The organism is Xanthomonas sp. NCPPB 2866 (assembly GCF_041475745.2).
GTDB classification, from domain to species: Bacteria; Pseudomonadota; Gammaproteobacteria; order Xanthomonadales; family Xanthomonadaceae; genus Xanthomonas; species Xanthomonas arboricola.
In genome coordinates this window covers 1895942-1908639 of record NZ_CM192975.1, presented here as the reverse complement: position 1 = coordinate 1908639, position 12698 = coordinate 1895942, and the positions used below count along the sequence as shown (strand labels likewise).

The following is a 12698-nucleotide window of genomic DNA, read 5'->3' as shown; positions in this document are numbered from 1 at the left end:
AAGGTATGGGGACACGGACAGGCTTGGAAGGATTCATCCGCGCAGCTGGACGAGCTGCGGCAAGCGCTGAGAGGGAACGCAAGCGGCAGGAGCGCATGCGTCAAACGCATTTTAGGCAATTGGAGCGCCATGCTCGCATGGCTGCGGCACAGCAAGTCCGCGATCAACGTGCGTTCGACCGTGAACAAAAAGAATCGGCCAAGCGAGCCAAAGCGGAATACCTCGATGACCGCCAGGGAGAGGTGGATGACCTCAACGCAGAGCTTGCCGACCGCATGGAGGACTTGCGTGGAATCCTTGCCCATACGCTGTCTCATGACGACACCATCGACTTTGCAAGCCTTCGGCATGTCGAGCCTTTTGAACGGTTCGAGACACCAAAGGATCTGCAACCTGCTCGCCCTCCCGAGATGCAGCCAGTTCCGCTCCCCACGGGCATCTATCAATTCATTCCGGGTGCCTCTGGTCGCCATGCCGCAGCTGTAGCAAAAGCAACAGCGGCGCATAGGCTCGTGCTGAACGATTTTGAAGAAAAAGAAAGAGCCAAAAGCAATCGTGTTGCCGGACTGAAGGCCAAATACGAAAAGGAACGAGCAGTCTACGAAGCCGATGTCAAACGTCGCGACGCCGAGATAGATGCTCTCCAATCGGCCTACATGGCACACGATGCAGATGCGATCGTGGCCTATAACGAGATGGTTTTGACACGCTCAGAATATCCGTCCGAGGGCTTCCCTCAGGTCTTCAAACTTGCTTATGGCGAAGACTCGTCCGAGCTTGTCATCGAATACGATTTGCCAGAAATATCAATGATTCCTGTAGATGCTGAATACCGCTACGTTAAGACGAAGGATCTCATTGAATCCAAGCCCCGTAAGCCAGCGGAGATCAAAGCGCTCTATCAAGACATCATTGCTTCGATTGCGCTTCGAACCCTGCACGAGGTGTTTGAGGCAGATCAAGCAAACGCCTTATCGCTGGTCACCTTCAACGGCTTGATCGACACCCACGATCCCGCCAGCGGCCGCGAGTTGCGAGTTCCTGTGGTTTCAGTTCGCACAACAAAGGTAGCGTTTCTGGAACTCCGACTGGAACGTGTAGAGAAGATCCCGTGCCTCCGAAACTTAGGCGCCCAGGTCTCTAATCGTCCAGACGAGCTCCAGGCAATCAAACCCATCATCGACTTCGACATGGTGGACAAGCGGTTCATCGAGCAGGGGGATGTGCTCTCCTCGCTCGAATCGCGACCAAATCTGCTGGACCTGACTCCAGGGGATTTTGAGGTGCTGGTGGCGAATCTTTTTACGAAGATGGGCCTCGACACAAAGCTCACCCGCAGCTCCCGCGATGGGGGGGTGGATGCAGTTGCCTTCGATACTCGACCGGTGCTCGGTGGGAAGGTAGTTATCCAAGCAAAACGTTATCGCGACACAGTCGGGATTAGTGCTGTTCGGGATCTCTATGGAACTATGCAAAACGAGGGGGCGAGCAAAGGCATCTTGGTGTGCACCAGTGGCTATGGGCCAGACGCCTTCAACTTTGTCAAAAACAAGCCTCTGGAACTCATAGACGGCGGTGGATTGCTCTATTTGCTACGTGAGCATACCGGTATGGATGCTCGGATTGCTTCCTAGGGACGCGCAAACATGAGCAACTCAAACCTCCCGCACGAATCCCGCGTGGCTGTATTGGTCGACTGCGACAACGTGCCGACCGACATCGTCGAGCACGCGTTGCTCATGGTCGCCCAGTTCGGCCGGGTCGTGCTGCGCCGTGGGTATGGCAACCACAACACCCTCGCTAGCAAGTGGCAGGAAGTCCTGGTCCGCCAGGCGTTCACCCCGTGCCTTCAATACCAATACGCCTCCGGCAAGAACACGGCCGACATCGCTTTGGCGCTCGACGCCTTGGAGGCGTTGTTCGATCACCGAGCCGACACCTTCTGCCTGGTCACCAGCGACTCGGACTTTTCTTACCTTTGCCGCAAGCTCCGGGAGCGTGGAGCGACGGTCTTCATCGTGGGCGAGCCCAAGACCCCGGATGCTTTGCGCAACGCCTGCGACCAGTTCTTCGAATGGGACCGGAAGGCCAAGGAAGCGGCAGCACCCGAAGTCCAGGGCAATGAACTTCCTGTCCTGAAATCGGAGGCGGCGAAAGAAGAAGCGCCCCGTGCTGAAGCCAAGCCGCTACCCAAGCGCCGCCCTCGGTTCTTGGTTGAAGCCGTCACCCTGCTGACGGGAGACACCTCTGAAGGCAAGGTTGGATTGGGAGCACTGGGCCAATACCTCAAACGCACTGACCCGTCCTTCTCACCCAACCTCTATGGCCATTCGGGGTTGCTCAATATGGTCAAAACCTACGACCTGCTGACCACGCAACGGGAGGAGACCGGCGGCTGGTCGGTCAGTATCGCGCACAAGCCAGAACCCGCCGATACGGCGTGATTGCTCCCGCTGCCTCAGCGGACCATGTGCTTCTACAAACGACAAATCGGGGACGCCGACCCAGTTGAAATCTTTCCTATTCGTCAAATGGCATAACTGCCATCGAATTTCTTCGCGTATTCAAATTTGTGAAATGCAGCCACAAGCGAGCTCTTGCGTAAGCACCGTTTCTTGGTTGGATGAGGGCTTACCCAACACAGGAGCACCCATGCACCACCAAACGCAAATCCAAGTCGCCAGTCGCTTGCTCGGCCACCTCCTCCAGCAACACACCACACGCCTTCCCCCTAACCAAGTCGAGGACATCCAATACTCACTGGATTTGGCCGCCGAGCTGCTGAGGCTCGGCGGGCCAGGGCCAGCCAGTCAAACCCAGGTCTCAGCCATGGCACCTTCTCAACCCATCCTGGTCAAACGAGCGGCCGTTGATCGCAGCATCGTGCCGACCATGCCGGCGTCCGTCGAAGAATGGCGGGAGACGCGCAAGAAGAACAAGGAAAAGGACAATGTCCCCCGCCCCAAGGAGCCCATTGGGATTGAACGCATAGACCTGCGCCCTCGCCCCCGGCATTAAGGCCAATGAAGAAAGCCCCGCAGATGCGGGGCTTTCGATATCCATCAGGGCCGCGGGCGCCGGCTTGTTGGTCGTGGCGCTGGCGTCGGCGTTGGGGAGGGCTTGGGCAAAGCAGGAGCAGCGTCGATAGATGCAACAGAGCCATAAACGATTTCAGGCTTTGGACTTGCGAGCATCGCTTCGCTCCACTGTTCCACCTGAGCGGCGCGGTTCTCAATCTCGTTCTCGTCGTCGTTCCACTGCTGCTCTGAGACGGCTGCCTGAGCTGCCCCCAGTTCAGCTGTGCGCTTCTCCAAGACGGCCAACCGCCTTCCCCGCCGCTTTTCCCATTCTTGAGAGGCCCACTCGCCATCGGGACGAGGGTGGTCGCCGTTGAACTGCTCCCACGCCTGTTCGGCCAGGTGGAAGAGCTTCTCGGCACGACCCAAGGAGCTGGTCCGCTGGGCAAACTTGAGCACGCTCCGTTTCAGACGGCCGAGTCGTTCAACCAGGCCGTTGAGCCACCTGCGCAAATCGATACTTTCGAGAAGGGTAGACGCATGCGCGGTCCATTGCCCCACCAAGCGCTGGGTGGCGGTCAACGCCAGGTCGGGCCGGGTCGAGAAGATCTCCGCCAGGTCCCGAGCCGCCTCACCGACAAGCTCACTGATAGGGCGTAGCGGTCGCACCTGGGTATCTTCCGCACGCCGGCCTAAAGCATCAGAGAGGCGCATGCCACGGAGCCCATGGATTTCCAACCCGGGCACAGCGGTTTGAAGGTCGTTCGTGGAGCCAACCCGGCGTCGACGGTCGCGCTGCGCTTGGTCGTGGCTATGGCCAATAGAGTTTGGAATTGCCCTGCCCTCCTGCTCGGCTTGAGCGAGCAACTGTTCAAAGGCTTCCTCGTTCTCTCGAATGATGCGCGCGTTCTCGGCGGCACGGTCGGTCATGACGCCTTTGCGCGCCAATGCCGTGGCTGTCTTGCCCACGTGTTTCGTGGGCTGCCGGGACAGCACCATGGCTTCGGCCCAGTCGCCGCGAGCCAGGGCGTCTTCAGCCTGGACTTCAAGGCGGCGATGGTCGACCCGGGCATCGATGCCGGCAGCGGCCAAGTGCTCGTTGATGGTGGATGCAATGGTTTGGCGGATCCACTCGATCTCAATCTTCCCCGACGCTCCGCCGTCCAGCTCCCTCGTTTTCTCGGTAAAGCCTTCGGGGGCCAGCCTGCGCGTGGTGGCGAGAAGGTGAACGTGATGGTTCAGACCGTCACGGGAGCCCGGCGAGTGGATGCTGGCTTGCACAGCAAATCCGTAGCGGGCGACCAGGGCTTGGCCGATGGCCGTGGCGAGCACGGACCGCTGCTCGTCGTTGAGCTCGTGGGGCAAGGCGACCTCGAACTCGCGTGCCACCACCGAATTCTTGCGGTTTTCCGCCGCCTCGGCCTTTTGCCAGAGCTCGGCCGGGACAAGGGCCCACGCCGGCGCATCCTGGGGAGCAAGGCATTCGGACGCCACCACTCCACCGCGGCGGCGGTAGTCGTGGCGCTGGCCAGTGAGGTGATCGATAAGTAGCAGGCCAGCCCGATAAGCGGCTGCGGCCACAGCAGAGTCGCCGCGGGAACGACTAAAAACTTTGACGCGAGAGTGGTAGATGGCCATGCAGAGCTCCAGATGAGGTTGCTCTCTTTATGCCGTGGCTTTTGGTTTGCGCAAGCGCGGAGCGCTTGGGGGTCCGGGGGCGTAGCACCTGGCGCGCGCTATGTCGCAGACATTGCATCAGTGCGCTCTTGCTTCTTTCTTTTACGCACTGTTTTTCAGCATCGAACAACTTTTGAGTGCTGGCAATTTTCGAACCCGCATAAACTTGACTAGGTGCTTTTCCGTGATTGACTCAAAGACGGAATCATTGGAGAAACGCATGACTGCCACAAGCCACTACCACGACCGCATTGCCCGAGCCACAAAGCAGTTAGCCCAACTGCAAGCGAAGGAGCTTTTAGCCAACCAGCGCACGGAGTTGAAGGCCAAGCAAACCGCGAGGCGAGAAAAAGCGAAGCGGCGGCAGAATGTGGCCGACTTGGTCTTCTCAGTTGACGCCCATGTGCTGGACGACGACGAGTTAGCAGGAGCGTTGCTCCAACACCTGGACGCCCGCAAAGAACCCAGTGTCAGGCAAGCCGCTCGTTTGCGAGGTGCCGCGCGAGCCGCATTACCAAGCACTTAAAGGGCTCACGATCTGGCAATTCAAGAAACGGGAGACGACGGTGGGAAAAAGGCGGACGGCACAGCGCCGCCCTCTTCCCGCAAACGCTGTGCTCCTCAATCGGCTGTCAGTGTTTTGCTCACCTTGTTCGTTGCCAAGTCGACGGCCGAAAGGCTCAGATCCTCGTTAAGGACATACGCCTTCTTTAGGTCCTTGCTGAAGACAATGGCCTGCCTTGGGGCTTTGAAGCCCGAAATCGTTCCAGTCACTTTCAGCGTCTGCGTGTCGATGACCGACAAGGTATTGTCCGCCATGTTCCCCGAATACACGTGCTTGCCATCGGGCGTGAGCGCTGCGCCGTAAGGGTCCTTCCCCACGGCAATAGTGGTGGTGATCGAACGCTTGGCCGTGTCGACCACAGCCACGGTGTTGCTGCCGCTGTTGGCGGCATACAGCGTTTTGCCGTCCGACGATATGGAAATCGCCCGCAGTTTGTTGAAGCCGGTGATTTCGCCTTGAATCGTATTGGTCTTTGTGTCCAGCAAGCTGATCTTGTCGCCCTTAAAATTGGTGACGTAAGCCGTTGCACCATCTGGGCTGATACGGATGCCCTGGCGAGGCTGCGAGAAGCCAGTCACTACCGCCACCGGGCGATCGCTGTTCAAGTCGAACACCGAAACCGTGCTGGCCGCTTCGTTGTTGACATACAAAAAGCGTCCATCCTTGCTGAGCGTAGTGCCGAAGGCCCCGGCACCCAACGGAAGGTCGGCAACCGTTTTAAGCGTCTGACTATCGATTTTGCGCACCACGCCCAAGCTGCTATCGGAGACGTAAAAGAACGCGCCGTTCGGTGAGAACACGATGTTTCGGGGCGTGACGTAACCCGATAAAACCCGCTTGGACTTTCCCGCCTTGAGGTCATACACCACGATTTCCGGGCGCTGACTGTAGGACACCACGGCCGTCGCCTCATCCGGGCTGACAGCAAGCGAGTTGTTGCGGATATCGCCGTCAAAGGTCCACCGTTCCTCGGCCGCTTGGGTGCCCAGCGATACAGCCATCGCGCCGCCGAAAACCAAGCCGACAATCGTTTTTTGTAACAGGTTCATCGCATCCTCCGGTTCTGCGCGACTGCGCGCGTGATCGTTCTCATCGCAGCAATCTGCTGGACCTCACTACTCTGGCCCATGGCAACGAAGAAGGAAAACAAATTATTCCTGTTTCACCGACCTATTTTTTAGGTATCTTCTTTTTGGGGTCTCGCCCCATTTCCAGGCACTGTTCCCAAGCCCCGGCCAACCCCTGAGAGATGAACTTGTCGCGGTGCTTGACCAAGTAGAACTGACGGGCCAACGAGGGAAGCACGCCCTCAAGGGCCACCAGTCGCCCGGAAGACAGCAAGTCGCTCACCACCCAACGGGAGAGGCAACTGACGCCGATTCCCTGGACTAGCGTGTTTTTGATGGCCTCGGAACTGCCGATCTGCTGCGTGTTGGCCAGGTCGCTTAGATAGCGCAACAGAAGCGCCTCGACTTCTTCCCGGGTGCCAGACCCTTGCTCTCGCAGCAGCCAGTCGGCCCGGCGCAGGTCCGCCTTGGTGACTTTCGAGGCCTTGGCCAGCGGATGCTGGGCCCCCGCGACGATCAGCAGTTCGTCCGTCAACCAGGGCTCGGCATGAAGTTCCGGAAGATGAGAAGGGCCTTCCAGGAGCCCCATGTCGAGTTGGAAGTCGGCGACCTTTCGCGCAATCGCGGCGTTGTTGGCCACGTCGGCGTCCACGTGAATGTGGGGGAACGACTTGCGCAAATCGGCAAGCAAACGGGGCAAGACGTAGTTGCCGATGGTCGTGCTGCAGCCGATCCGTAGCCGCACCGGACGGCCGGAAGCGCCGGGGCGGTAGCTGGTTTCAATCTGGCGTGCGCCGTCGAGCAGTTGCCGTGCCTGCGGCAGCAGGCGTTCGCCTTCGGCATTGAGCAGCAACCGCTTGCCGACTCGGTCGAACAACCGCGTTTCCAGCACGCTCTCCAACTCGTTGAGCGCAGCGCTCGTGGCCGACTGCGAAAGCGCCACCGCGGCGCCGCCGCCAGTGGTGCTGCCATGCTCGGCCACGGCGCAAAAGATTTGGAGCTGACGGAGGCTGACCTTCATTTCAATCCACCAAACAGGTAACTCTTACCAAGATTACCCGTTTTACAGATATTGGAAGCCGCCCTAGACTCTACCCGTTCCCAACACCCCGCTGCGAGGCTGCTGCAATGAGCGAAAGCAAACTGATGGCCATCATGGGCGGGCACCGGCCCCTGGCCGCTCTTTCCAACCCTCGCGAGGCCATCCGGCAGTTCACGCCGAACTGGTTTGCCGCGACCATGGGCACCGGCATCCTGGCGCTGGCCTTGGGCCAACTTCCCTTCCCGTCCCCGTGGGCCAAGGCCCTTGGCGAAGCATTGTGGTGCTTCAACATCGGGCTCTTCATTTTGTTCAGCACGCTCTACGCCAGCCGTTGGCTGCTGTTTTTCAACGAGGCCAAGCAGATCTTTGGCCATTCCACCGTTTCCATGTTCTTTGGGACCATTCCCATGGGGCTGGCCACCATCATCAACGGCTTGCTTCTTTACGGCCTGCCTAGGTGGGGAGCGGATGTGCTCCCGTTGGCAGAGACGCTCTGGTGGGTCGATGTGGCCATGTCGTTGGCCTGCGGGGTGCTGATCCCCTTCATGATGTTCACGCGCCAACAGCACAGCATCGACCAGATGACCGCCGTTTGGCTGTTGCCGGTGGTGGCGGCCGAGGTCGCGGCCGCAAGTGGTGGGCTGCTGGCTCCCCACCTCACGGACGCCGCAAGCCAATACCATGTGCTGATCACCAGCTACGTGCTGTGGGCATACTCGGTGCCGGTGGCCTTGAGCATCTTGGTTATCTTGTTGTTGCGCATGGCGCTGCACAAGTTGCCGCACGAAAGCATGGCCGCGTCCAGTTGGCTGTCGCTGGGCCCCATCGGAACCGGCGCACTGGGGATGCTGGTGCTGGGCACGGATGCCCCTGCCATCCTGGCTGCCCAAGGCCTCGAGTCGGCAGGAAGCATGGCGGCGGGATTTGGCCTCATCAGCGGGTTGTTGTTTTGGGGATTGGGATTGTGGTGGATGGTGCTGGCCATGCTCATCACCGTGCGCTACCTCCGAAACGGCATCCCGTTCAACCTCGGCTGGTGGGGATTCACCTTCCCGCTGGGCGTGTATGCGGTGACGACATTGCGCCTCGGGGCCACGCTTCACCTGAGCTTCTTCGAAGTTCTGGGCACGGCGCTGGTCGTGTTGTTGGCCGTCATGTGGGCCATCGTCTTTGCCAAGACACTGGCCGGCGCTTACCGGGGAAACCTGTTCGTTTCTCCCTGCATCGCTTCGCTCAATAAGGGGAGTTGATTCACCCTTCGCGTGGGGCAGCGGGAGCGGTCTGAAGCGAGCGCTTGGCTTCGCTCAGGACGGACAAGATGCGCTTGGTAACCTCGGGGCTGGTGCAGACCGACAGCGGGCTTGGGTGAGGCATGCCGAAGAGGGCCAACAGAGGGAAGCTCTCTCTGACACTGGGCATGCACTGCTGGGCGACTCGCCCCGCAAAGACGATGGCGTGAAGCCTTGGAAGGCGGGAAAGCACGTCCAGGAGCATCACCACCCCTTCCTGTAGATCTGCCTTCCTAAGTGGTTTCTTGGTCTCACCTGCCGATGGCAGCCATGGCACCGCGTTCCAAAGGATGGTCTCGTTGCGCGGCAATGCCACCTGTTCGAGGAAGTGTTTCAAGTTTTTCTGCGCAGGAACCGGGTTGTCTCGCGACACAAAGCGCGGCGTGGCGGCATGGCGAGCGGGGCTTTCCAGCAACACCATCATCCGAGCCCTTTCACCCCCATCCAGCGGGTCGAAAAACGGCAGCGCTCGACCACGCTGGCATTGGCCTCGGACCCACTGGTTGAGGCTTCGGACGTGAGCACTGTCGACCAGCGTAGAACGGTCTAAGGTGGAATCAGGCATACAAAAGTGGAGTGACCGATTTCATAGCGCCGTTTTGGTATCGCTCAAATGCACTTCCTCGTTTTCCATCGGACATGCCATGCCGAAGAGCGACATCAGGGCCCACCCATGGTCATTCGTGGCCCTTGCTCCTGCTGGACGTTTTGCTGCTGCGTCTGCTCCATCGCCTGCTGGCGGACCTGGGTCTGCTGAATGGCCTCGGCTTGCTGAAGGTTCTGTTGCGCCGGTTCTTGCGCGGCTTGGCGGCCATCGACATGGGCATGAAACATTGGCGCGACTCCCATCCCATGCGGCGCGTAGACCGCAAAGACGTTGTGCGCCCCGTCCTTGCCCAGCCCGCCCGTGACCTTGTCGACCCGCTGCAGCAACGGGTCGTCCACCTGCTGCTTGTAAAGCGCAGCCGAGACGTTCCTGGTTTCCTCGTCGTTCCAGTTCCCCGTGCCGCGAACCCAGGAGTGGATCTGCTGATAGGTCGAGTGGTCCGGGTGCGAAGGGTTGTCGGCCAGCAACAGACCAGGAGCCGCCTTCTCCTGCGCCGGCTCAGCCTCCTGCTCCTTGCTGCGCCCTGGCCCGGTCACCGACACCGCGCCCAGCGTCGGCACGTGCGCCATGGCCGGCTGGCCCAGCTCGGCCTTGGCCTGGCGTAGCTCCTCAGCGGTCGTCAACGCGACCTGGTGGGCCACCCCGTCGGCGCCGACCTGGAAGTGCGCAATGGGACTGTCGTAGCCGTATTGCCCCTGCTCGTTCGGTTTCAGCTGCTGCATCGTCGGACCAGTCAGGCCTTCGGCCTGCTTGGTGCGCTGGGTGGCCAGCTCCACCGCCTGAAGGTTGTTCTCTTGAGCGTTGAGGTCCACGCCTGCGGCCCGGTAGCGATGCAGGAGCTCGTTGTGCTCCATCTGCGCCGGCGTGGGCGCTGGGCGAGCCTCAATGGCCGCTACGGTTTCCTGGGCGCGCTCCAGCGAGGGCTGGCGCATCTGATTCGTCAGCTCCAGTTCCACCGCCAGGTTGCCGGTGGCCACTCCGTCCTTGCCCGCCCATTGCCCAGCCTCGTTGCGCTGGTAGAGCTGGCCGTTATGGCCCTGGACCTGGTCGGGCTTGGCCCGGGCGCTCTCCACGGCTTCCGGCACTGCAACCCCGTAGTCCTGCCCACGCTGCGCGGCATGGCTTTCCAGGTAGGCCTGGGCGATGGCCTCGCGACCAGTGGAAATGTTGTTCTCAATCCGAGCCAAGGATTCCTGGTTCAAACGCTGCGCCTGCGCCGGGGTAGCGGCCTGAGGCTCGTAAACACCGTGGTCGTTGGGCCCCGCCACGCCGGTCTTGACCTGGCGTTCCCAGGACTCGGTAGTCGGATTGCGCTGCCAGTTCTGGTTGTCCAGTCCCGTCTGGTCGCCAGGCTTGGCCGGGAGATTGAACGGATCCTGCGGCGGCGGTGCCTTGCCCAGCGCCAACTCGGCTGCTTTGGCGTTCGCCACCGCACCCAGTTCCTGGGACTTGGCGTAGCTGGCTCCAACCGGAGCCTGACTGGGAGTGTCTCGTCCATCTGCCCCGCGCTCGAAAGCGCCCTGGCGCTGCCAATCCCGGCCATTGAACTGCCACTCCACGCCCGCCTTGTCGGTCTGGTGGTAGATGGCGCGGTTGTCCAGCAGATCGGCGCCTTTGTCGAAGGCCTTGCTCATCAGGACCGCGTCGCCAACCACCAAGGCCGCAGGCACAAAGCCTCCGCTGCTGCCCAGCGCCGCTGCCGTGGACGCACCACCAGCCCAGCCGCCCGCGTTGCGCGCAATGGCGTGCTGAACCTCTGACTGCGCCGCTGTGGTGTTGCCCTGCTCCATCAGCGCGGACGCCGTGCGCGCGGTCATGACCGCATCCGTGCCCGTAGTCAAAAGTCCGCCCGCGCGCGTCAGGCCCCGAGCAGAGGCCTCGCCCATCAACAGCTGCATGGCGACATCACCGCGCTGCCCGCGCGGCACACGGAGGTTTTGTGCGGCTTCCTCTCCCAGGGTTTGCTCGACCACCAGGATGCCGCGCTCGGACATCACCACGCGGCCATCATGATGCGCATTAGCAATCGCCTGCGAGAGACCGTTCCGCTGGAGGTCCACATTGCCACCGCGGGTTAGCGCTTGCGTAGATCCTTGGAGGTGTTGAAGGGTGGCAAGCACACGCGGCTCGCTCTGTGTCACCACACCCCACTGGCGATTTAGCGGGCTGGCTTGGCCATGTGCATCCACCTGACCAGCATGGAGTTTGTCGTAGCCGTTTGGGTCTTGGAAAAATGCCTTGGTTTGGGCGCGCGCCTGATCGATCGTCTGCCCCAATCCCGTGTTGGTGCGAAGGTCGCCATTGATAAGCGCCACCTGCACGTTGTCGCCGAGCCGATGGACCTTCGCCGCTACCCTGTCCAGCGCTTCGGGGTCGCCCGCCAATGCAGCACGTCCATCCTTGGATCGTTCCAACCGGGCAAGACTATCCTCCAAGCCTAGGCGGTAATCACGTATAGGGCCGCCACTATGGGGCGAAACGCCGAGTGCATGAGCAAGAACCTTGTCGTTCGGCATGTTGATCAGGTTCGAACCCGCGTCCATCTCAAAGCGCCCAGTATCCGCCAGCGCTTTCAACAGGCGGCTATGCCCCAGGGTTTGTTGCTCGATGCCGTGGTGCCCTTGGAAAAGGGGACTTTTGTTGGGCATGGTGCAGATTCCTTCCTTGTCGCGCCTGAAGGCAGTCAGATGTCCGATGCGTCGATGAAAGAGATGCCACTTACCCCGGGGTCTTCAGGTATTCCAGCGCTCTGAACGGCCTCTTTGAAAGACCGGTCACAAACGACAAAGGAGTTGAACGGCGTCAGAAACACGTGCGCACCATCCAAGACCTCACGCCTGAAGACCAAACTGGCTCCTCCACCCAGGGAATAGAACTTCCCGTTGACGAAATCCTCGTCGATCTCGATCTTCAGCCTTGAGGCTTCTTCGTCCAGGGCATCCACTTCGCGGACCACGTCGCAAAGGAAGTGCTTTGGCCCTTTTGACCCATCCACAAGGCGGGTATCGCACTCAACGAATGCAAATGCCTCCGGGTCAACGGCAACCATGACTTGCTGGAGCCGTTCCGAGACCAACCAATACCCGCTGAAGCCTCCTTCCAAGTCCCGTGGCATGGGCCCCTGGGCAGGATCAAACAAGAGCCGTGGCGCTTCACTCAAGGGAGGGAATCCGCCGTCTTCGGGTCGAAGGATGAGGCGAGGTGGAGTGAGCAACGCTCGGACGTTTTCAAAGACCGCACCCCGGAACGGCCTATCGCTCTCGAGGTCGGGCCCAAATATAAAAAACTCTTCAGCCTCTGGCTGATTGGTCATCGTCGATTCCATGCGTTGCGCTCCATCTCTTTTGCGTTGCGCCATCTCTCGGAAGAGCTTACCTGCTTTGGAGTTTGCTCGGTGCGCACCGATCCCGCGCTTCCACAACTATTAGCATCAA

11 protein-coding genes are annotated in these 12698 nt (G+C 60.4%); 5 read left to right on the top strand and 6 right to left on the bottom strand.

Going from position 1 to position 12698, the window contains the following annotated elements; translation table 11 throughout:
• The first annotated feature begins 23 nt into the window (after window positions 1–23).
• From ACCQ04_RS08265 to ACCQ04_RS08255, 3 genes are all read left to right on the top strand, one after another.
• Window positions 24–1634 carry a restriction endonuclease gene (locus tag ACCQ04_RS08265; protein WP_372358733.1) on the top strand — a complete coding sequence of 537 codons (1611 nt, stop codon included), beginning with the start codon at window positions 24–26 and terminating at the stop codon, window positions 1632–1634.
• Between the two features lie 12 nt (window positions 1635–1646).
• Window positions 1647–2444 (top strand): NYN domain-containing protein, encoded by a 798-nt coding sequence (locus tag ACCQ04_RS08260; protein ID WP_372358732.1) that lies wholly within the window; start codon window positions 1647–1649, stop codon window positions 2442–2444.
• Between the two features lie 208 nt (window positions 2445–2652).
• Window positions 2653–3018 (top strand): hypothetical protein, encoded by a 366-nt coding sequence (locus tag ACCQ04_RS08255; protein WP_115676719.1) that lies wholly within the window; start codon window positions 2653–2655, stop codon window positions 3016–3018.
• A gap of 44 nt (window positions 3019–3062) precedes the next feature.
• Here the strand turns inward: ACCQ04_RS08255 and mobQ are convergent, their stop codons facing one another.
• Window positions 3063–4655, bottom strand: coding sequence for a MobQ family relaxase (gene mobQ, locus ACCQ04_RS08250; RefSeq protein WP_372358731.1), 1593 nt, complete (start codon window positions 4653–4655; stop codon window positions 3063–3065).
• 100 nt (window positions 4656–4755) lie between these two features.
• Here mobQ and ACCQ04_RS08245 point away from each other — a divergent pair, with 100 nt between their 5' ends.
• The gene (locus tag ACCQ04_RS08245) at window positions 4756–5220 is read left to right on the top strand and encodes a hypothetical protein (protein WP_372358730.1); all 465 of its coding nucleotides are present in this window, start codon (window positions 4756–4758) and stop codon (window positions 5218–5220) included.
• Window positions 5221–5315: 95 nt separating this feature from the next.
• Here ACCQ04_RS08245 and ACCQ04_RS08240 read toward each other — a convergent pair whose 3' ends face one another.
• Both ACCQ04_RS08240 and ACCQ04_RS08235 read right to left on the bottom strand, forming a co-directional pair.
• A complete protein-coding gene (locus ACCQ04_RS08240) occupies window positions 5316–6308 on the bottom strand; it encodes a YncE family protein (RefSeq protein WP_372358729.1) in 993 nt (330 codons plus the stop codon).
• A gap of 121 nt (window positions 6309–6429) precedes the next feature.
• Window positions 6430–7347, bottom strand: a complete 918-nt coding sequence (locus tag ACCQ04_RS08235) for a LysR family transcriptional regulator (RefSeq protein WP_372358728.1) — start codon at window positions 7345–7347, stop codon at window positions 6430–6432.
• Between the two features lie 107 nt (window positions 7348–7454).
• Here ACCQ04_RS08235 and ACCQ04_RS08230 point away from each other — a divergent pair, with 107 nt between their 5' ends.
• Complete coding sequence (locus tag ACCQ04_RS08230) at window positions 7455–8618, top strand: TDT family transporter (RefSeq protein ID WP_075287973.1); 1164 nt, start codon at window positions 7455–7457, stop codon at window positions 8616–8618.
• A 1-nt stretch (window position 8619) separates the two neighbouring features.
• Here the strand turns inward: ACCQ04_RS08230 and ACCQ04_RS08225 are convergent, their stop codons facing one another.
• From ACCQ04_RS08225 to ACCQ04_RS08215, 3 genes are all read right to left on the bottom strand, one after another.
• Window positions 8620–9081 (bottom strand): uracil-DNA glycosylase family protein, encoded by a 462-nt coding sequence (locus tag ACCQ04_RS08225; protein WP_206539859.1) that lies wholly within the window; start codon window positions 9079–9081, stop codon window positions 8620–8622.
• Between the two features lie 236 nt (window positions 9082–9317).
• Window positions 9318–11912, bottom strand: coding sequence for an XVIPCD domain-containing protein (locus ACCQ04_RS08220; RefSeq protein ID WP_046932568.1), 2595 nt, complete (start codon window positions 11910–11912; stop codon window positions 9318–9320).
• Window positions 11913–11947: 35 nt separating this feature from the next.
• Window positions 11948–12589, bottom strand: a complete 642-nt coding sequence (locus tag ACCQ04_RS08215; protein WP_046932569.1) for a DUF1629 domain-containing protein — start codon at window positions 12587–12589, stop codon at window positions 11948–11950.
• Window positions 12590–12698 lie beyond the last annotated feature (109 nt).